The sequence below is a fragment of the Lactobacillus sp. W8172 genome, from assembly GCF_016102055.1.
GTDB lineage: Bacteria > Bacillota > Bacilli > Lactobacillales > Lactobacillaceae > Lactobacillus > Lactobacillus apis_A.
The window spans coordinates 173,511-195,067 of the sequence record NZ_JACFPG010000003.1 but is presented as its reverse complement, the minus strand read 5'-3'; the positions used below and the strand labels follow the sequence as shown (position 1 = coordinate 195,067).

Annotated in this window: 18 protein-coding genes and 1 pseudogene; 11 read left to right on the top strand and 8 right to left on the bottom strand. The window is 37.2% G+C overall.

Annotation, left to right across the window (positions count from 1 at the left end; translation table 11 throughout):
• The first annotated feature begins 286 nt into the window (after positions 1-286).
• Entirely contained in the window at positions 287-1,414 is a 1,128-nt protein-coding gene (locus H3R21_RS05705) for a serine hydrolase (RefSeq protein WP_046305803.1), read from the top strand.
• A 46-nt stretch (positions 1,415-1,460) separates the two neighbouring features.
• Here the strand turns inward: H3R21_RS05705 and H3R21_RS05700 are convergent, their stop codons facing one another.
• Complete coding sequence (locus tag H3R21_RS05700; RefSeq protein ID WP_198183684.1) at positions 1,461-4,310, bottom strand: DUF3427 domain-containing protein; 2,850 nt, start codon at positions 4,308-4,310, stop codon at positions 1,461-1,463.
• Between the two features lie 75 nt (positions 4,311-4,385).
• Positions 4,386-5,213 (bottom strand): exodeoxyribonuclease III, encoded by an 828-nt coding sequence (locus H3R21_RS05695; protein WP_074426427.1) that lies wholly within the window; start codon positions 5,211-5,213, stop codon positions 4,386-4,388.
• 323 nt (positions 5,214-5,536) lie between these two features.
• On the opposite strand from H3R21_RS05695, the gene H3R21_RS05690 reads away from it, so the two are divergent.
• Positions 5,537-6,547 (top strand): D-2-hydroxyacid dehydrogenase, encoded by a 1,011-nt coding sequence (locus H3R21_RS05690; protein WP_046305796.1) that lies wholly within the window; start codon positions 5,537-5,539, stop codon positions 6,545-6,547.
• Positions 6,548-6,956: 409 nt separating this feature from the next.
• Positions 6,957-8,534: pseudogene (locus H3R21_RS05685) on the top strand (ATP-binding cassette domain-containing protein).
• A gap of 87 nt (positions 8,535-8,621) precedes the next feature.
• Here the strand turns inward: H3R21_RS05685 and proC are convergent.
• Genes proC through H3R21_RS05670 form a run of 3 tightly spaced genes read right to left on the bottom strand, consistent with a single transcriptional unit; the run spans position 8,622 to position 11,039 of the window.
• A complete protein-coding gene (gene proC, locus H3R21_RS05680) occupies positions 8,622-9,386 on the bottom strand; it encodes a pyrroline-5-carboxylate reductase (RefSeq protein ID WP_198183683.1) in 765 nt (254 codons plus the stop codon).
• A gap of 24 nt (positions 9,387-9,410) precedes the next feature.
• On the bottom strand, positions 9,411-10,274 hold the full coding sequence (locus H3R21_RS05675) for an aldo/keto reductase (RefSeq protein ID WP_198183681.1): 864 nt from the start codon (positions 10,272-10,274) through the stop codon (positions 9,411-9,413).
• Between the two features lie 57 nt (positions 10,275-10,331).
• Positions 10,332-11,039, bottom strand: a complete 708-nt coding sequence (locus H3R21_RS05670) for a YjjG family noncanonical pyrimidine nucleotidase (RefSeq protein ID WP_198183679.1) — start codon at positions 11,037-11,039, stop codon at positions 10,332-10,334.
• Positions 11,040-11,220: 181 nt separating this feature from the next.
• Between H3R21_RS05670 and H3R21_RS05665 the strand changes: the two genes are divergently transcribed.
• The 5 genes from H3R21_RS05665 (at position 11,221) to H3R21_RS05645 (ending at position 15,381) form a co-directional block, all read left to right on the top strand.
• On the top strand, positions 11,221-11,406 hold the full coding sequence (locus tag H3R21_RS05665; protein WP_046305789.1) for a hypothetical protein: 186 nt from the start codon (positions 11,221-11,223) through the stop codon (positions 11,404-11,406).
• A 252-nt stretch (positions 11,407-11,658) separates the two neighbouring features.
• Positions 11,659-13,893 (top strand): ribonucleoside-triphosphate reductase, adenosylcobalamin-dependent, encoded by a 2,235-nt coding sequence (gene nrdJ, locus H3R21_RS05660; protein WP_198183677.1) that lies wholly within the window; start codon positions 11,659-11,661, stop codon positions 13,891-13,893.
• 34 nt (positions 13,894-13,927) lie between these two features.
• Positions 13,928-14,317, top strand: coding sequence for a DUF4430 domain-containing protein (locus tag H3R21_RS05655; protein WP_198183675.1), 390 nt, complete (start codon positions 13,928-13,930; stop codon positions 14,315-14,317).
• A 9-nt stretch (positions 14,318-14,326) separates the two neighbouring features.
• The gene (locus H3R21_RS05650; RefSeq protein WP_198183673.1) at positions 14,327-14,842 is read left to right on the top strand and encodes an ECF transporter S component; all 516 of its coding nucleotides are present in this window, start codon (positions 14,327-14,329) and stop codon (positions 14,840-14,842) included.
• Positions 14,839-15,381, top strand: a complete 543-nt coding sequence (locus tag H3R21_RS05645; RefSeq protein ID WP_198183671.1) for a cob(I)yrinic acid a,c-diamide adenosyltransferase — start codon at positions 14,839-14,841, stop codon at positions 15,379-15,381. Before H3R21_RS05650 ends, H3R21_RS05645 begins: the two co-directional genes overlap by 4 nt.
• Before the next feature lie 79 nt (positions 15,382-15,460).
• On the opposite strand, the gene H3R21_RS05640 is transcribed toward H3R21_RS05645, so the two are convergent.
• Positions 15,461-16,324 (bottom strand): NAD(P)-dependent oxidoreductase, encoded by an 864-nt coding sequence (locus H3R21_RS05640; RefSeq protein WP_198183669.1) that lies wholly within the window; start codon positions 16,322-16,324, stop codon positions 15,461-15,463.
• A 63-nt stretch (positions 16,325-16,387) separates the two neighbouring features.
• Positions 16,388-17,236 (bottom strand): helix-turn-helix domain-containing protein, encoded by an 849-nt coding sequence (locus H3R21_RS05635; protein WP_198183668.1) that lies wholly within the window; start codon positions 17,234-17,236, stop codon positions 16,388-16,390.
• A 191-nt stretch (positions 17,237-17,427) separates the two neighbouring features.
• Between H3R21_RS05635 and H3R21_RS05630 the strand changes: the two genes are divergently transcribed.
• Complete coding sequence (locus tag H3R21_RS05630) at positions 17,428-19,173, top strand: 1-deoxy-D-xylulose-5-phosphate synthase (protein WP_198183666.1); 1,746 nt, start codon at positions 17,428-17,430, stop codon at positions 19,171-19,173.
• A 29-nt stretch (positions 19,174-19,202) separates the two neighbouring features.
• The gene (locus tag H3R21_RS05625; RefSeq protein ID WP_198183664.1) at positions 19,203-20,066 is read left to right on the top strand and encodes an alpha/beta hydrolase; all 864 of its coding nucleotides are present in this window, start codon (positions 19,203-19,205) and stop codon (positions 20,064-20,066) included.
• A gap of 3 nt (positions 20,067-20,069) precedes the next feature.
• On the opposite strand, the gene H3R21_RS05620 is transcribed toward H3R21_RS05625, so the two are convergent.
• A complete protein-coding gene (locus tag H3R21_RS05620; protein ID WP_198183662.1) occupies positions 20,070-20,423 on the bottom strand; it encodes a MerR family transcriptional regulator in 354 nt (117 codons plus the stop codon).
• A 227-nt stretch (positions 20,424-20,650) separates the two neighbouring features.
• Here H3R21_RS05620 and H3R21_RS05615 point away from each other — a divergent pair, with 227 nt between their 5' ends.
• Positions 20,651-21,538 carry a LysR family transcriptional regulator gene (locus H3R21_RS05615; protein WP_198183660.1) on the top strand — a complete coding sequence of 296 codons (888 nt, stop codon included), beginning with the start codon at positions 20,651-20,653 and terminating at the stop codon, positions 21,536-21,538.
• Positions 21,539-21,557 lie beyond the last annotated feature (19 nt).

Below are 21,557 nucleotides of genomic sequence, written 5' to 3'. Positions count from 1 at the left end.
TTTGTCGTTCAATCGCTCGAGCTGTTGTGCCCTGTGTCCTGACGACAGTTATTAATACTAGCAACTATTTCTCTTTTTGGCAAGTACTTTTTCACTTATTTTTTCTAGCACCTTAAAAAGCCGTATGCTCGTGGCTTTTTTTCCAACTCTTGCAAATATTACATTGTTGCTTTAACAATTTAAATTTTATCCGCTTTGTTAACGAAAATTAACCTTTTTCACATATCTTTGTTAAAGCGAACGTTCTATAATACATCTTAATAACTGTAAGGGAGAATATTATATCTTGAAACATAAACTTATTGCTTTAGCTGCGGCATTAGTTATCGGTGCTTCCGCATCAACTGCTCTTTCTACTACTTCGGTTAGTGCCGCACCCACAACTAGCAACCAAACCGAAATGTACAATTTTGTTAGGAATACTTTTAAAAAGCATCATGTTCGTGGCATCGTAACTGTCGTGAAAGATGGTGTGCCACAAACAATTAGTTATGGCTATGCTTGGTACGGCAAACGCATCGGTAATGGCAGTAAAAATATCACTTATCCGTCCGCTTCATTACAAAAAGTAGTCACTGCCGCAATGGTTGTTCAACTAATTAATGAAACCAAGAATACGAATCAATCTTTTACCCAAAACACAAAGATTTCACGTTGGTATCCTAATTTAAAAAATGCTAACAATATTACAGTTGGCAATCTAATGTCACATACTTCTGGTATTACGGCTACACAAACCGAAATTGATCGGGGGATTGTTTATTCCGAAGCAAATTCAATTAACTGGGTTGTGAAAAATATCAACGCTTCTAAAGCAGATAGTGTAGGTAACTATCATTACAACAATAGTAACTACATTTTGCTTGCTGGCATTATTCGCCAAGTTACTGGAAAGTCCTATGAAGATAACTTTGAAAGTCGCATCGTTAAAAAGCTTAACTTACAAAGAACATACCTTTACCAAGGCATCCCTAAGGGAATAACAGATCCTATTTCTTACTATTCAAATGGTGGCAAGAACTACCAGCAATCTAGTTACGTTAAAGCCAGTCTTGCCTCCCAAATTCCTGGTGCCGGTAACTTATTTACCACAACAGACGAATATTACAAAATACAGGTTGGCCTAAGTGACGGTAGTATCCTAAGTAAGGATGACTTTTATTACTTGACTCACTTGAAGAGTAAAGTTACCGATTACTGCGGCGGAATGTATTTAAGAAATAAAGAAACTCTCAAATCCGCTTATGGTAGTTTCTATGGACTCCACTTTGGTACTTGGGTTCAACTAACAACCGATAATCAAAACGGCATTGTCATGTTTTTAAATCAGACTAATGATGTTGAAAACGACGAAAAAGATGTAGGCTACGAAATCCTTCAGCACATCAAGCCTAATACATTTGTTTCAAGATAAATTATCTATTTAAAAAAGCTTCTTTAATCATAAAGAAGCTTTTTTCTTATTCTTCAAATAGTAGTTCATACATTTTGGCTTCAAGTGGATGTTTAAGTAGCAAGTTCATCCCAACCGCAGCCTTTTTCTTTGGACCTAACTGCTCTTCTTTAACGGTTTCTTTTTGAATTTCCGCTTGGCCAAGATAGAAAAATTGTTTACCAATTGCATCGCTTTTCTTAACAAATAGGTGAAGCTTCATTTCGGGTGTATTCAATAATCTTTGAACTTCATCAGAATCTATATGACGTGGCGAGCGCGTGTACCATCTTAAGCAGCGACCATCTTCTAGAGTATTGTTGTACACAGCATTCCGCTTTTTTGATGAGTCCTTTTTATAAGTAATAAAAATCGGCGTTTCATCTTTATCAACACGATAACCATACATTGGTGCAGAAACATCCTTCGGCCAATTAAGTAGCCTACAAGCATCTTTTCGATCATATTGCTCGTAAAGCGTGAATTGCTTTTGGTTATCATACTTTTGGTTAAGCGCCAAACCAGTTTTAACAACATCGGTAAACAATTGCTTGAACTGCTGGTTATGATTAAGTGCTTTCTCTAATTGCGGCGCTAGTTGATAAGTGAACAAATCTGGTCGTTCAATAAGTGCTTGATTACCATATTGCTCTTTCTTGGTAGTCTTTCCTTGCTTAATATCAAAGAAATTCAACGTCAAAATATCGTCAACTGAGTTTAAAACAGCAGAATTAACATACGCGCCATAATCGCGCAGCACCTGCTCGTACTCAGTTTGGCTGACTGACTTGTCTGCCAATAATTGTTTGAGCAGTAACAGTTCGTGCGGTCTTTTTCCATTTAGCAGTTCTTTCGTTACGAACGATAAAACGGCACTTTCGTATTCAGTCAACTTTAGCGGCTCGCCCATTTTAGCTAAAAACTCACCGTAATGAGCCAAAGCGTGGTTGTTAGCAAAAACTTCAGGCGATGTCGAGCCATAACGATAAAAATCATATAAAAGCGGTGGTCTACCCGTTTTTTCTTTTAGCTCAATATAAGACTGACGCAGTTCCTTTATGCTATCGAGCTTTATTCGGTCAAGCGATGCTAATATTTTGCTGGAAGCAACTTGCGTAAAGTTAATTGTTGAAACATCAATAAATCCAGGCAAAGTACTCTCTTCGCGTACACGTTCAATGTCTCTACTATCGTCTTGATTCAAAGAAATCGGAATTAGGTAATTATTTTTATAGTTACCAATAAAATCAATGACGGTTACATAGTCTTTTCCAGGATACTTACGCAGACCTCGGCCAAGCTGCTGAATAAACACAATACTTGATTGCGTATTACGCAACATCACAATCTGATTCAGTGCCGGAATGTCGATTCCTTCGTTAAAGAGATCAACTGTAATAATATATTCAATTTTTCCCTCTTCGAGTTGGTGCACAACTTGCAGTCTTCTTTTTTCACTATCTTCATTAGTCAGTGCAATTGCCGGATGCCCTTTAGCTAAAAAAATTTCTGCTAGCTCGCGTGCTTCTTCTTGTCTACTGCAAAAAATCAATCCCTTAGCTTGGTCACCGCAGTAGCCATAATAATCAATCTGTTTCAAGATATAGTCCACTCGTTTTGGCGTTAATAAACGACGGAGATTGGCCGTTTCATCAATGCTTTCGCCATCGACTTCGTAATCCTCAACTCCAACATAGTGAAATGGTGCAAGCATTTTTTCTTCTAATGCCCCACGCAAGCGAATTTCATAGGCTAAATTGTAATCGAACAACTGATATACATCCTGGTTATCCATTCGCTCAGGGGTTGCAGTCATTCCCAGCCAAAACTTAGGCGTGAATTTATCAAAAATACGTTGGTAACTCGGTGCAGCCGCTCTATGTGCCTCGTCAATTAAAATGTAATCAAATTCAGTTGCCTGCAAATTATCCAGTACTTCAGGTTGGCTCAACGTTTGAACTGTTGCAAAAGTATATTGGCAATTTAAATCATGCTTATGGCCTGTCAATAAACCATAATTTTTTCGTTCCCCGCCAATAACCTGATAAAAGCTATCTAGTGCCTTTTTAGCAATTTGCTCACGGTGCACTACATACAAAAATTTATGTGGCTTAAAATTACGCACAGCAAAAGCACCCAAATAAGTTTTACCTGTTCCAGTCGCTGAAACAATTAACCCTTTATTTTTACCCTCTTCAACTAAACCATCTAATTCCTGTAACGCAGCCTTTTGCATTTGATTTGGCTCAATTGGTTGACTAGCAGCTATTTTTTGGGATTTTCTTGGCTGATATTGAGTCGGTTTTACCCAATTGTCTTCATAATTTTTCAGCCATTCCAGTGATAGCGGCTGACTCTCTTGACTTAACTTTTTCAGTTCAGTTGCAAGCTGCTCCGCTAATGCAGCATTTTCCTTGGAGCTGACTTTTAACGCCCATTCATAATTGCTGAGTAATGCCGCACGAGTAAAGTTTGCACTACCAATGACAACTGTTTGCCAATTTTCATGCTGGAAAAGGTAGCCTTTGGCATGAAATCCCCTTGGAGAAGCAACTTTTACCGTTAAATTCTCAATTTTTAAGAGCTCATGGAAAACTTTTGGATCGTTGAATGCAAGATAATCACCCGTAATTAAGGTACCCGAGACACCCTTTTTAGCTAAATCAGCCATTACTACTTTGAATGGCACAAGCATATCTTGCGTGATAAATGCAACCGCCCACGTAAAGCCTTGGCAGTTCAAAAGTTCTTGCCTGATAGTTAACCAGATATTAGAGCCTTTTGTATTCTTCAAAAGCTGGGGATTGAGTAGTTCATGCCCCGGATACGTTTGATCATATAAGCCATTAAGAATCGCATCTTGCAACGGTTTATTCATCTAATTTCCTCAAAATCTTCTATATGTAATAAAGAAAAAGAAATCCAAATTCATGGATTTCTTTTAATCTATGTTTTACAAATCAATATCTAACAAAATTGGACAATGATCGGCACGTGCGCCAGTATCCATCATCTCTGAACGCTTTACCTTGTCAGCAATTCTGTTACTTGTAATCCAGTAGTCTATTCTCCAACCAGAATTATTTGCTTTGGCAGTTCTAATTCTTTGAGCCCACCATGAATAAACACCTTCAACATTACCATTAATTTCTCTAAAAGTATCAGTGAAGCCAGCATTAAGCAATTTAGTAAAGCCTGCACGCTCTTCATCGGTAAAGCCAGCAGAATGATGGTTATTATCTGGATGCTTCAAGTCAATTTCTTCATGCGCACAGTTGTAGTCGCCACTTGCCAAAACTGGTTTTTTATCATCTAAAGTTTTTAGGTATTCAGTATATTTTTCGTCCCAAATTTGACGTTCTTGCAATCTTTTCAAGCCATTACCTGAGTTTGGTGTATAAACTTGGGTGACAAAATACTCTGGAAACTCTAATGTAATAATGCGACCTTCTTGGTCCATTGGCTCTGGAGCACCAATTTCTGGAAAAGTCACTTCAGGCTTAAGTTCCTTTTTGTATAGATACATTGTTCCGGCATAACCTTTACGTGCCGGCTCTTCTGAAGAACGCCACACTATTTCATATTCAGGAAATTCCGTTGCTAAAACTTCCAAGTGCTTTTTAGTTGGACCAGTTGCACGCAATTTAGTTTCTTGAATTGCAATAATGTCTGCATCCTGATCATGTATTTTTGCCAAAACTTTACGTGTTTCCTCAGCCCTTGAAGAGGTACCCGTTAAAGCAGCATTCAATGAATCAATATTCCATGAAATTAAGATCATTTTTTCTCCTTTTAAAACTGTCTTCTACATTATATAGTTTTTTATGACTAGCACAAAGATTTATTGAAAAATTTACCTAATATTATTAATAGTTGCACTATTTACATAAAAGAAAAATTGTTACCAATTTCACGACTTTTAGAAAAATTTATTTAAATGAGTATTCTAGCTTTACTAGTTGGTACTCATTTAATGTAAGCGTTTGTTATGGAACAACTTTTTTTGAAAATTATCTTTACCAAATTTTTATATTTTTAATTCAGTTAGCACAAGTGTATAATAGCACAAGAGAAATTAATAACGATTTTTGGAGGTTAGATTTTATGACTAAAATTTATGCTTATGCGATTCGTAAAGACGAAGAGCCTTATGTCCGTGAGTGGAGTAACGCTCATAAAGATGTTGATGTTAAGTTCACCGATCAACTTTTAACACCTGAAACTGCTGAATTAGCTAAAGGTGCTGATGGTGTCGTTACTTACCAACAATTAGATTACAAAGCTGACACAATTGAAGCATTGGACAAGCTTGGTATTCACAACTGGTCGATTCGTAACGTTGGTATTGACAACATCGATTTAAAGAAGGCTAAGGAACTTGGCTTTAAGTTAACTAACGTTCCTGTTTACTCACCAGATGCAATCGCTGAACATGCAGCTATTCAAGCAGCTAGAGTTTTACGCCAAGATAAGGCTATGGACGAAAAGCTTGCTAAGCATGATTTCCGTTGGGCTCCTACAATCGGTCGTGAAGTTCGTGACCAAACTGTTGGTGTCATTGGTACTGGTCACATTGGCCAAGTATTCATGAGAATTATGGAAGGCTTTGGCGCAAAAGTTATTGCCTACGATATTTTCCAGAACCCTATTCTTAAGAAAAAGGGCTACTACGTAGATACTTTAGATGAACTCTATGCTCAATCTGATGTAATCTCACTTCACGTACCTGATGTTCCAGAAAACATCCACATGATTAACGACGAATCAATCAAGAAGATGAAAGATGACGTTGTTATTGTGAACGTGTCACGTGGTCCCCTTGTTGATACTGATGCAGTTATTCGTGGCCTTGACTCAGGTAAGGTCTTTGGTTTCGTAATGGACACTTATGAAGGTGAAGTAGGTATTTTCAATGAAGACTTCACCGATAAAGAATTACCTGATAAGCGTTTAGCTGACTTAGTTGCTCGTCCAAACGTTTTGGTAACTCCACACACAGCATTCTACACAACACACGCTGTTCGTAACATGGTTATCAACTCATTTGACAATAACTTGAAGTTAATCGAGGGAGAAACTCCTGACACTCCAGTTGACTTGAACAAAGAATTTTAATTTATAAAACTTATTTCCCTTCTTAAACACATTTAATGATTTGACTTTAATAAAAGGCACCGATTTTACTTACTCGGTGCCTTTTGTCTTCCTATTAATTAAGTATTCTTGCTAAGAGTAGTTAAAAACAGCAAATACATTATATAAACCTTTGAGAGTATTACTAATATTATATAAAATTAAAAAATATTTAATTTTTAATATAAAGAATGGTATTATATTAAAATATGAATTTATTATCAGTTTTAAAGAAGGTACTTTTAATTATCGGAAAGATTTCTACAATAATTTAGAACAACTTATTCTTCTTCTCCTAATCACTGAATAGGAGCTAGTGAATACCGAAATTTAATTATTAGTTAATGATTTAAAATAAGCAATTACTACTAATACTAGGCAAGGAGAAATTATGATTGTTAGATATTATAATAAATGGAAGCTTGCAGCGCTTGTAATACTTGGCATAATTGCGAGCACACAAAATATCGTGATGGCTTACGTGTTAGAAACTATGACAAATGCATTAGCGGATAAAAACTTGCATGCGCTTCCTCACATGTTTTTAGTTGCCCTAATTTTATTCTTAATCGTTTTAGTAGCTGAGTTAGGTTACAATTATTTAAAAAATAATGCTGTTCAAGAAGTCAATACCAGTTTGAGAACCAAAATTCTCGCAGGAATGTTAGAAACGTCTAAAGAAGATAATGCTTCAGCTTTAGGGTTTTTAACCAATGATTTTAAATTGTTAGAAACTAACCGATTTAATGCCGAAATTAATATTGCCTTTTATTTTGTGACAGTTGTAATTTCATTAATTTACGCATTATATATTAATACGATTTTGACGATATTTTTCCTAATCGGTTCTGCTCTTCCAATACTAGCTTCAGGTTTATTACAAAAGCCAATCCGTAAAGCTTCAAATCAGTGGACCGAAGCTAATAGTAGGTATGTCAGTCAAATAAAAAACATCTTAGCAGGAACCGATTCATTAAAGCTATATCACAAGCAAGCTAATGCTGTTGCTTCAAATTTACCGAAAGTTTCAAAATTAGAAGAAACTCTGTGTAAGATGAATCTGCTGAGTAATAATATTCAAACAATTGTCGGCTTTGTAGGAATTTATGGTACGTTTGTTATTCCAGCCTATTTAGGTGGGTTAATGGTATTACACGGACAAACAACGATGGGTGTCCTATTTGCAATTGTTCAATTAGCAAATTCATTTATTAAACCAATTATGCAAATTTTAGAAGAACGCAATCACTTATCAACGACTAAAGATATTGTGAAAAAGGTTAATTATTATTTAGAGCTGGCAGATACCAAAGAGTCATCAGTCAACTGTACTTTCACTAAACAAGCAAGTTAGCAAAATATCTGTTTAGAAAGGGACAAAAAACAACTTTTCGGTGGACTTAATTTAACTATTAAACCTGGAGAAAAGATAGCAGTTATTGGACCTTCTGGTAGTGGTAAGTCCACTTTGCTGTATTTTATGATGTCTAATAAATTCGGAACAGCATCAAATATTTTAATTGATAATCAAAAAGTCAAAGCTGATCAAATATCTAATCTATTTGCATATTCCAGTCAATCACCGGTTATTTTTGCTGATACACTTTGGTTCAATTTAACGTTAGGTGAAAAATTACCTGTGGATGAAGTTGAGTAAGTTTGCAAGCAATTAGAGTTAGATACGATGGTAGAAGAGAAAGGCTTTGATTATCAATTAGGGGATAATGCCGACAAGCTATCTGGTGGGCAATTAGCGCGAATTGAATTAGCAAGAGCAATTTTATCAAAACGCCCAATTTTGTTACTTGATGAAATCAACGCTTCGCTTGATCAAGCTACTTCAGCCGCAATTCATCAAATATTACTAGATTCAAATTTAACCTTCGTAGAGGTAATTCATCACTATCAAGTTGCTGATTTAGACAAGTATGACCAGGTAATCAATTTAGCGGATTACCAAGCTAAGTAAACAATAGACAAAATAAAAAGGCACCGATTTTACTTACTCGGTGCCTTTTTATTTTGTCTTCTTATAATTAAGTATTCATGCTAATTTTTACTTAGCCGAAGCATTAAGTGCTTGAATTAATGCTCCACGAAAACCTTTTTCTTCTAACTTATTAACGCCTCTGATGGTAGAGCCACCAGGAGTAGTAACCTCATCTTTTAATTCTTCAGGCAACTTACCACTAGTTAATGCTAATTTAGCAGTCCCTAAAAGCATTTTTTCAATGATTTGATAGGATTCTGCTCGTTTTACCCCATTTTGAACAGCTGCGTCGCTCAGTGCTTCGATCATTAAATCAACATATGCTGGAGTACAACCAGCGACAGTACCATAAATACCCAGTAAGTCGGCTGGTACAACGTAAACATCCCCCATTTGTTCAAAAAGATCTTTTACCGTCTTGATTACTTCAGGCTTTTCTCCTGCAGCAAAACTAATTGCTGTAATTCCTTCACCGATTTGAACTGGTGTATTTGGAACAATTTTGACAAAAGAAGAGCCATTAGGTAATTCATGGTTTAGCTTTTCTAAATCACCACCACCAGTGGATAAGATAATCCCACGGTATTTTTGACCAAGCTCTGCAAAAATAGTTCCCACTACTGAACCACCCACTGCAACAATGACAGCCTGACATTCTTTAAAGTCTGCATAGTCATTAATTAAATTCAAGTGTAATTCAGCTGCAACTTTTTCGGCTGATGGATGTCCACCACCAAAAACATAAATGTCTTGGTTAGCGATATCCCCTTGTAATAAGCCCAAAATAATTGCTTTACCTATTTTACCGGTACCTATGAATCCTATTTTCATTGCTCTTCACCTTAATTGTTAACTTTAGAAGTTTGTTTTATCAGGATCAGTTGCAAGGTCAGCAGCACCATGCAACCCGTCCAAATTCTTCATATCTTCTTCATCGATTACAAAATCAAAAATATCTACATTTTCTTTTATTCTATCAGTATGAACAGATTTTGGAAGTGGTGCAAACTGATGTTGAAGTGACCAACGTAAGAGTACTTGAGCAGGCGTTTTACCATAATGCTCAGCCACTTCACCAACAGTTTTATTTCCTATTAAGCCACCTGTTCCTAATGGACTATATGCTTCACTTAAAATGTCAAGTTCATTATTATATGATACAACTTCTTCTTGCATATCACTCGGATTTAAGTAGATTTGATTGACTGCTGGACGAACAGAAGCGGTTTTTAGTAATTCATCCATATGTTCACGTCTAAAGTTTGAAACCCCAATCGCACGAAGCTTTCCCGCCTTGTACTGATCTTCCATTGCGCGCCAACTCTCTGCGTTTAATTCTGCCCAGTGATCACGCACTGCTTTTGGATTTGGCCAGTGAATTAAGTACAGATCGAGATAATCTAACCCTAATTTTTCTAAACTTTCGTCAATTGCTTGAATTGTTTCCCGGTAGCCATGCTTATCATTCCACAATTTAGTTGTAACAAATAAATCATAACGGTTAATATCACTTTCTTTAATGCCCTTACCGACACTCTCTTCGTTGCCGTAAGCGGCAGCAGTATCAATCAAACGGTACCCCGAATTAATTGCATCAATAACGGATTTTTTGGCAACATCGCCATCTGGTGTTTGCCACGTTCCGAAACCTATAGTGGGCATTTTCGCACCGTTATTTAAAAAATATCTGTCATTTAAAGAACTGATTTTTTTAGTCATTATTTTCACCTCTTTTACATTGTATCGGAGATTTATTACATCAAATTTACCAAATTGCTAATTAAATCTTTCAAAATCATTTCTTAACAGCTTGACAAATTCGGGATATGTTTTCACTTCATATAAAGGGTGTAAATTCATGTTATTTTTCCGTCTGCGATGGTTATACCAGACACTGCTAAAACCATAGTTTTCTGCACCTAAAATGTCTGATTGTAAACCATCACCAAAAAAGACCGTTTCTTCAGGGTCATATTCCGCCCGGTCAAAAAAGTAATCAAAAATTCGAGCATCAGGTTTTGAATAACCTGCTTCTTCAGAAGTAACAATTAAATCAAAATAACTCTTAATTCCAGCTAGCTCCAAGCGGTGGCGCTGCATATAGGCTTCACCATTACTCAAAATGGTCAACTCATACCCACTTTTTTTTGCAAAGCGAAGCGTATCCTCTACACCAGGTAATAACTTGTAAGCTTGACCAAAATATGAACGATATTCATCCATAACGGTAAGTCCATCAACATTAATATGATAGTTTTCTTTGATAAAATTATGAAAAACCATTTCACTCAATTGATCATATGTTAATGTACCAGTTTCAAGTTGACGCCATAAGCTTTGATTATATGAGTGATAACGGCGCTGCAAGTCCTCTGTTAGTGGCCAGTGATGCGCGTTAAAAAGGCGATGGAGCGCGAAATTCTCCGTATCCGCGAAATCGATTAGTGTGTCATCTACATCAAAAATAATTTGTCTAAAACGCAAGTATTCTTCATCCTTTCCAATTATTTCCCGGGAAATAAATACTGCTACGGAAAAATATTATACCAGTAAATTATTCATAAAAAACATAATTATCTTTTTGTTAAATTTAGGTAAAACTCATTTTAAGTAAATGCGCTTGAGGTATAATTGCTTACCAAATAAATCAGGAGGAAATACTAGTATGCTTACTTTATTACTAATTTTTGCATTGATCTGGGCACTGGCTAAACTAGGTGTTGGGATAATTAAAATTTTATTATTTATACTGGCATGCGGTTTAATCTTCATTTTCTTTATTCATTTACTAATTCCCTTTGCTATTTTGGGAGGAATACTTCTCCTGCTCTTCACAGCAATTGGTCGTTAACTCTTTTTTATTAGTCTTTTTGAAGCACAATAAGCTTTTTTAGTTTATTGTGCTTTTTCTATACGCTGATTGCTATATGATTTTTTTGAAAATCTTTTTCTCCTACTGCTGCCTTAAATCATCTTTTTTTGTTCGGATTTGACTGCTGCATATCCGCTGGTAAATACAAGATATTGTGTTATAGTCTTTTTAGACACCATACATGATGTGTTTGTGAATCAAAGTGTTATTTTATGAGGAGATATTTTGTATATGAAAAATGCAAGAATAAGCTTGGATCAGGCTTATATTGATCAAGTGAAACAAAATGTTTCGCCTCACTGGGGAGAACTTGGCTGGGTCACGTACAAGCGGACTTATGCACGCTGGCTTCCTGAATATAATCGCGCTGAAGAATGGGACGAAACAGTAAAGCGTGTTGTGGAAGGCAACATTAACCTTGATCCACGCTTAACGGATTCGCCTTCTGAAGATGTGGTTGAGGAACTGACAGACGAAGCTAAGCATTTATTCAAGCTTGTTTATGGCCTTGCTTCTACTCCGTCAGGACGGAATTTGTGGGTTTCTGGGACTGATTACCAAAGACGTAATGGTGATTCCTTAAACAATTGCTGGTTTATTGCTATCAAACCACAGAAATATGGTGATAGTCATATCGTGCCTGACTATTTGGACAAAAATCAAGAAGCTCTTTCGATGCCATTTTCTTTTGTTTTTGACCAATTGATGAAAGGTGGCGGCGTTGGCTTTTCTGTCGTTCAGGACAATATTCAAAAAATTCCCTCAGTTGATAATAAAATCGATTTAACGATTGTAATTGACAAGGCTAGTGCTTCTTATGACGACTCCGTTAAGCTTGGAGCAACTGATAAAAGTGAGTGGATAAAACAAAATCAGAATTCAGATGACTATATCTATTATGATTTGCCCGACACACGTGAAGGCTGGGTTTTAGCTAATGCTCGTTTAATCGATATGCACTTTAAGGAGACTAATCCTGAAAATAAACAGAAGTTGGTTTTAGATATCAGTAGTATTCGTCCCTACGGTGCAAAAATTCACGGTTTTGGTGGTACTGCTTCTGGCCCAATGCCGTTGGTTGAAATGCTGTTTGAGATTAACGACATTATCAATAACCGTGTTGGTACAAAAATCACCTCAGTTGATGGTACAGACATTTGCAACTTAATCGGTAAAACTGTTGTTGCAGGAAATGTTAGACGGTCCGCTGAATTAGCATTAGGCTCTAACGACGACCAAGATTTCATCACAATGAAACAAGATAAAGATAAGCTTTACCACCACCGTTGGGCTTCAAACAATAGTGTTGCGATTGACGCTAAATTCGATGGATACGAACCAATTGCCGCTGGTATTAGAGAAAACGGTGAGCCCGGTGTTGTTAACTTAGACTTGTCACGTAATTACGGTCGTATTATTGATGGTTACCAAGAAGGCATTGATGGTGAAGTTGAAGGAACAAACCCATGTGGTGAAATTTCACTAGCCAACGGTGAGCCATGTAACTTATTTGAAGTTTTTCCTTACATTGCTGAAGAACAAGGTTGGGACTTAAAAGAGGTCTTCAAACTGGCTACCCGTTATACCAAGCGTGTAACTTTTAGTGAATACGACTGGGAAGTTTCCCGCAACATCATCTACAAGAACAGACGGATCGGCGTTTCAATGTCAGGTATCCAAGATTGGCTCTTAAATGATTTAGGTCATCGTGTTGTTACCGGCTTTGAAGACAGTATCGACGAAGAAACAGGCGCAAAAATTAAAAAGCCAATTTACGATCCTAAGGGAATCAAAATGGTCGAAGAAGCATATCGAGCAGTAATTGATGCCGACCAAGACTACAGTAAGACTTTAAACTGCAATCCTTCTATCAAGCACACTACAGTTAAACCATCTGGTACGGTTGCTAAACTTGCAGGTGCTTCTGAAGGCATGCACTTCCATTACGCTGGCTACCTAATTCAAAGAATCAGATTCCAAGCCTCAGATCCTTTACTCAAGACCCTTGATGCTTGTGGTTACTACTCAGAACCAGATATCTATTCGCCAAATACTATTTGCGTAGAATTTCCATTAAGAGCAGCCCATGCAGACAGTAAAAACTTTGCTTCAGCTGGTACTGTTTCAATTGAAGAACAGTTTGCAACTCAAGCATTTTTACAAACCTACTGGTCAGATAATGCGGTTAGTTGTACTGTTACTTTCCAAAGCGATGAAGGTGACAAAATCACCTCTTTATTTAAACAATATCGTAACGTTATCAAGTCAACGTCTCTTCTGCCTTACTATGGTGGATCTTTGGAGCAAGCGCCAAAAGAACCAATTGATAAGAAAACATACGAAGAACGCAAAGCCAAAATATCTGGCGATGTTGCTACTGTCTTTGCTGAACAACATGATGATCAAAAAGACATCGAGCTAGTTGATCAAACCGATTGTGAATCGGGCGCTTGTCCAGTTAAATAATCTAAATTTATGTATTAAAAATAGGAGTTTTATCATGAAAAAAAACAAATTATCAGTTCTTGCCGGAATCGCTACTATCTTTACTTTCACTATTGCCGGTTATGGCAGCACCCAAAATGTTCAACAAGTTGATGCTGCTAGCAAAGTTCGCGTTACTTATACCCTTAAAGTAAATAATAAAAACTACAAGACTAAAAGCGTTAAAGTGCCTAAGCACTCAACTGTTATGCTTGGCCTTAAGAAGCTTTGGAAAGTAAAGAGTACTGATGGCTTCATCACTTCAATCGATGGTAAGAGTCAAAATAAAGCTAAAAAGGTTTACTGGACTTACACTATCAACGGCAAATTTGCTTCTAAAGGTGCTGCAGAGCAAAAAGTAGCTAACAAAGATAAGGTCAAATTCACTCTAGCAAAGATCGACTAATCAGCCATCATGCATGATTCAACCAAGAAAATAGCACTGCTTGCTATTTTAACTGCCATGTGTGTAGCCCTGCGCATTTTTAAAATTATTCCAGTTCCAAACGTTCAGCCAGTTACTGATATTTTGGTAATCGTAACGTTAAACATGGGCTTTACTTTCGGCTTTGCCCTAGCCATTTTGACCATGGTGGTCTCTAACATTTACTTAGGCTTCGGCATTTGGACCATCTCACAGGTTTTAGCTTATGGCGGCTGCGTTTTAACTGTTGCATTACTGGCAAAATTTACGCCGTTAAAAAAGCACTTTACTTATCAATTAGTCGTTGCTGTCTTTTTAGGTTGGGAATACGGCTGTTTCGTAGACTTCGGGATGTCGATTTTTGGTGGCTTTAATGCATTTCTAGCCTACTGGGCTGGAAGCTTGGTTTTTGATACTTACCATGCAGTTGGCAACTTAGTCTTCTACCCCATTCTATATAAACCACTTAATGTTGCACTAGATCACTACAAACGGAGGCTTTTATGACCATCAAAATTTATACCAAAGTCGGCGATCAAGGTTACACCAAGCAAGTCACTGGTAAAATGGTACCTAAGTATGACCTACAAATTGAAGCACTTGGTGACATCGATGAACTAGATTCTTATTTAGGCGTTGTAATTGCTAACTTATCCGATCAGTGTCAAGAATTGCTTAACACACTGCAAGATCGACAACGTGATTTATATGAATTAGAAAGCGATATTGTTGTTAAAAGACACGAAGAAATAACGGCGGCTACAGTCGAATTCCTTGAACAACAAATAGACGAGCTTAATCAAAAAATTCCAAAAACTACCCACTTTATTTTGCCGGGCGGTTCGATTACCGCGTCCCATTTGCATTATGCTCGTACGGTTGCTAGGAGAGCAGAACGTGCAATGGCTAAATTAAACGATGAACAGCAAAAATTAGCCCCTGCTTGTTTAAAGTACATTAATCGTTTATCAGACTACCTTTTCATTTTGGCACGCTATGCTAACGTTTTAGACGGCGTAGAAGAAGTCAAAAGTAAAATCAATTAACTTAAAATTCACTTGTACTTACTCATAAAAAAGAGCAGTTCCAAATCTGAAACTGCTCTTTTTGTTTTTGAACTAAATATTAGTTCCACCATAATTTAATCAAGCCTTGTGTACCCAAGTCACCTAGACCACGCTCATCAACCAAGGTTTCATACAATTTTTCTGCCTCTTTAGTGGCTGGCAACTCAAGCTTCATTTCTTTGGCAGTTTCCAAGGCAATGCGCAAGTCTTTTAAGAAGTGCTTGCTGAAAAAGCCAGGTGTATAGTCGTCCTTTAAGATACGTGGACCATAATTACTCAAGCTCCAATTAGCAGCACTACCTGCTCCAACTGTCTCTAGGACAGATTCAAGAGCCAAACCTGCTTTTTTGGCATAGACGAGCATTTCACACATTCCAGTCATTGTTCCAGCAATCATAATTTGATTGGCCATTTTTGTATTCTGACCTGCTCCTGCAGCACCAAAGTAATGCACGGTTTTACCAAAGTCTTTAAAGACTGGTTCCAAATCTTGGTAAGCTGCTTCATCTCCACCGACCATAATTGTCAAAGTGCCATTTTTGGCTCCTAAGTCTCCACCTGAAACCGGTGCGTCCAAAACTTTTGCTCCTTGTTGCTCCCCTTCACGGAAAATACGCTGAGCTAATGCAGGCTTTGAAGTGGTCATATCAACTAGATATTTGTCTTTAACAGCTGCCTGAAAAATACCTTCCTCACCGAAATAAACATTCTCAACATCAGCTGGAAAACCAACCATCGTAAAAATTAATTCGGCATTTTCAGCAACTTTTTTAGGGCTCTCACACCAAGTTGCACCCTGAGCAACTAAGTTATCAGTTTTACTCTTGGTTCTGTTATAAACCACTAAATCATGACCAGCCTTTAACAGATTAAGGCAAATTGCGTTACCCATTACACCTGTTCCAATAAAACCTATTTTCATAAAATCATCCCTTCTATGCTCAAGCTTAACTATTTTATTCTTATCTTAGCACTATTATTCATTTTACTGATATTCGTTAAAAAAACGTTCTGCTTCTTTGCCATATTCAGGCATTCCTAGTAAGTCGAAATTTTTGATTGCCCATTGGCATTTAGCCACATACTCTTCTTGATGGTCAAAGTGCTCGTTAATCATATTTTCTAAAAAGACCAGCATGTTCTTATAAAAGAATAGTTTTGGCACTGTTCTGATATGCTCGGCAGCTTGAACAAAATATGCAGTTTCGTCATAGGCTCCTTGCTCAATACACACAATCAAGATATTGATAATAACACCTAAGAGCTCCTCCTGTTTCCGCGTTTCTGTTGTACCTTTTAATTTTTCTGCTACCTTTTTGCCAATCTTCAAGTTGCTTTTTAAATCATAAATTGGGATAAAGTTAATGTACATACGTAGTGTTCTTTCATCAAAATCATCTTGTTCAAAAAGCCAATTCTTCAACTGCGCTTTTTTCGTATCACTCAATTCGGCTACATTATTCAGCGTATCAGCCAAATTAAAATCGATCAATAGCAGTAATTTGTCCTTATTCTCAATATCGCTATTCTCCACGTATTGGCGAATCTCTTCAATTTTTTTAGGATTGTTTTGATAATATGCTCGATTTACTTCTTCTTCAATTTCATTAAATGCAACATTCTGTGCTTGTTGATTTTCATCTAATTGATTAAAAAATTCCCACGGCTTAACGTGATTAATTCGCAAAATTGCAATCAAATCCTCTGCTGTTATACGATGCAGGTTTTTCTCAACCTTTGAATAATAAGAGGGCGTAACCACTCCCGCAGCCCATTCTTTTTGCGTTTTCAATTGCTTAACGCGAAACTTTTTCAGTAATTCACCAATTGTCATCTTCAATTCCTTAAATGTGTCACATCATTATTTCTATCACTATAATAATTATAGTTTAAATCGAATAAAATTAACTTTTAATTATAAAAAAGTAATTTTATATTTGACTTAGAGTTAACTTTAAGTATTAAACTTTTATACAGTTACTGAAATAAGCTGGCTGACTAGCACAGCAAGGAGGCACTTATATTATGAATAAACATGAAGACTTTTTGTTAAATAAAATTGCGGGACCAAAAGATGTTAAAAAATTAAGCATCCCCGAAATGGAAAAATTGGCTCAAGAAATCAGAACATTAATTATTGAAAAAGATGCAGCTGAAGGTGGCCACTTAGGACCAGATCTCGGTATTGTAGAAGCTACCATTGCCTACCACTATGTATTTGATGCTCCAAAAGATAAACTGGTCTGGGACATTTCCCATCAAACATATCCACATAAAATGTTAACTGGACGGGCCAAAGCTTGGCTCGACCCTGACCATTATGAAGATGTAACACCATATTCAAATCCTGACGAAAGTCCATATGATTACTATGCTGTTGGTCACACCTCAACTTCAGTCGCTCTGGCTACTGGAATGGCAAAGGCACGTGATTTAATGGGTCAACACGAAAATATTATGGCTTTAATTGGTGACGGCTCACTGACAGGTGGCTTGGCTTTTGAAGGGCTAAACAATGCAGCGATTGAGCCACACAACTTAGTGGTTGTAGTTAATGATAACCAATGGTCAATTGATAAAAACGTTGGTGGCGTGGTAACCTCACTGAAAAAGCTGCGTGATTCTAACGGCCAAACAGCAGAAAACCCGTTTAAGGCAATGGGCTTTGACTATCGCTACGTTGCAGACGGTAATGATCTCTCTGCCATGATTGATGCTTTTAAAGCTGTTAAAGATGTTGATCATCCTATTTTATTGCACATTAATACGCTTAAGGGAAAAGGCTACGAGCCTGCAGTCAAAGATGAAGAAGCACATCACTGGGTCTCACCATTTAATTTGGAAGACGATCAGCCCCTTGCCGCTGAAAACCAAAAACCTACATCCAAGTCGGTTGCACTTGACGTTATTAAAGAACAAATTGATGCCGGTCAAAATATCATGGCCATTAATGCCGCTATTCCTGGCGTCTTTAATTTAGATAACTTTAAAAATGAATATCCAGCTAATTACACTGACGTTGGTATTGCCGAGCAAGAGTCGGTTGCATTTGCGACTGGTTTTGCCAAAGAAGGCGGTATTCCGGTTTTGATGGAAAATTCAACCTTCTTACAACGTGCTTTTGACCAATTATCACACGATACTGCTGCCAATGACTTACCGGTGGTAATGCTTGTAGCAGGAGGCACTATTTCTAGTCAATCGAAAACTCACCTTGGTATTTTTGATCAGGTAATGATTTCTAATTTGCCTAACTGGATATACTTAGCACCAACAACTTTGGCTGAAGAAAAAGCAATGCTTGAATGGGCCATCAAACAAAAGAAGCATCCCGTTGCAATTAAAGTTCCTGGAAATGTACCAGAAACTGATCAGCAAGACGTTATTACCGACTACTCGACCATTAACTATCAAGTTAAGCCGGGTAAGGAAGTAGCAGTTATTGGACTAGGCGCTTTTTATCAATTGGGTGAAAAAGTAGCAAATAAGCTCGGTGCCACTCTTGTTAACCCACTTTCAGCTAATATTTTAGATGAAAAAGCGTTAGACCAACTGGCAGCCAATCACAAGGTAATCGTTACCCTTGAAGACAACATTCTCGACGGCGGATTCGGCCAAAAAATAGCTTCTTATCTGGGTAACAAAGACGTTAAAGTACTCAACTACGGGCAAAACCGTGTTTACACTGACCAAACTCCTGTAGCAGAAATTTATCAACAAAATCATTTAACTCTTGAACAAATCGTTGCAGATGTTCAAAAAAGTTTATAGGATTCGCTAATCCTTTTTAGGAGCCGCCAATGACCAAAAAACATAAAGTTTTCGGGATAAGTGCAATTATCGCTGCCTTATTATTAATACTGGGCTTTTATGTAATTAACAAGCCTGGCCAGCAACAGCATAAAACAGCTATTGCCACGCCAACCCTCTTTGTTCACGGCTGGGGCAGTAGCTACCGTGCGGAAGAAAGCATGACTAATTACGCTAAACAGCACAATTTTACCAACTCAATTATTCGTGCAGATGTTAGTCCTGCCGGTAAGGTCACTTTATGGGGCACCATCAAAAATGGTGCAAAAAATCCCATCATTGAAGTTAATTTGCTCAACAACAAGAGCATTTCTACAGGTGAAACTAACCAGGCCGTTGCTTTCAAAAAGAGTAGTAATTACATCAAAAACGTTATCACTGCTTTGCAAGCAAAATATCAATTCAAACAAGTAAATCTTGTGGGCCATTCAATGGGTAACTTACAAATTGCCTATTATCTACTAAGCAATGCTGATAATCCGCACATGCCCCGTTTAAATAAACAAGTTTCTATTGCAGGGCATTATAACGGCTTTTTAAGTCAGCAAAATGCACCTAAAAAAATAGTTTTAGAACCTAACGGCAAGCCCACGCAAATGGACACGGGCTATCGCGGACTTTTAGGCCTAAGAAAAAAGTTTTCTACTAATGCTGCTGTATTAAATATTTACGGCAATACAGGTAAGGGAAACGATGGCTCTGTGGCAGTAAATTCAGCTCGTTCCTACCGCTATTTAGTGGAAAAGCGTGCCCGCTCATATCAGGAAAAAGAAATAACGGGACCTCAGGCACAGCACAGCAAGTTACATGAAAATACTAAAGTTGATCGTTTACTAGTCAACTTTTTATGGTGAAACCTACTTTAATTCTCCTTGATCGTATAGACTGATTTTGTGCTTTAGTCTATTGATAGTGGAATGAACAGCCTGCTCCTGTTCTTCCAAGCGATGCAGTTCTTTGACCAAAATTTGTCTTCTTGCCTTTTTAGTATCAGAACCCTGCTGCAGTAACTCGGTATATTCCAGTAAATCTTTTACTGGAATGCCCACATTCCGCATACATTTGATAAAACTGATCCAGTTAAGATCATTTTCACTATAGCTTCTGACACCGTGCTCCTTTTTTACTTCTGGAATAAGACCCATTTTTTCGTAGTACCTTAGCGTTACTGGAGTTAAATCGACTTTTTCTGCAACTTCTGATATTTTCATTTTATTTTCCTTACTAATTTTATTTAAAAGTAAAAGGGTGACCTATAATCGTGTTTATTATAGGCGCTTTTTATGATTTTTTACTTGTCTACCAAAATAACATTAGGTGGCCTATTACGTATTGAATTTTTTCTCAATAATACAAATTTTAACTGTAACTTTTTCTTCAGTGAAATACTTATTAACAATCAGTCAACATAAACAAAATGCATTAAACAGGAGGTTATATGGAACTACGCGTTTTAAATTATTTCGTTGCTGTTGCCCAAGAGGGTAACATGACGCGTGCGGCTAAAAAGGTCTTAATTTCGCAACCAGCACTTTCCAGACAAATAGCTGATTTAGAAGCAGAACTCGGCGTCAAATTATTTGACCGGCAAAAGCGCCGTTTAACACTAACTCCTGCAGGCCATTACTTACTAGAACAAGCACAAGAAATACTGGAATTAACTTCTAGGACAAAAAGAAATCTTGAAACTACATCTTTTATTAGTGGTGACCTAACAATTGCAGCAGGCGAAAGCATCGGGATGCAACAAATTATGAACGTAATTAGCCAAATCATCAAAGATCATCCCACCGTTAAAATTCATCTCTTAAACGGCGATTACAGTTACGCCGAAAGAAAGCTAAATAATGGAACTGCAGATTTTGGGGTAATTATTGGTGACATTTCATTACCCAGCTATGCCTCTTTAACCTTATCTGAAAAAGATACCTGGGGCGTATTAATGCCAAGAGATGATATACTAGCAGCTAAAGAAGCAATTACGCCGAAAGACTTGTGCGGTCGTTCCCTCTTGACCTCGCAGCAAGCCCTGCAAACTCACCTTTTTCAAAACTGGTTAGGTAATTATTACGATAACGTTAATTTTATTGGTGACTATAACCTTAATTTCAACGGTACGTTAATGGTCAAAAATCATTCGGCATTAATGTTAACCCTGGATAACTTGGCTGATACTTCAGAAAGTTCAGGGCTTACGTTTAAAAAATTATGCCCTAGTCTGCAACAAACGATTAGAGTAATTTGGAAACGAGAAGTTAATTTATCGCCAGTTGCTGAGCTGTTCTTAAAATCATTAAAAGAAGAAATTTGTAAAGATTGCAGATAGTATTAACCCGGAGATTTTC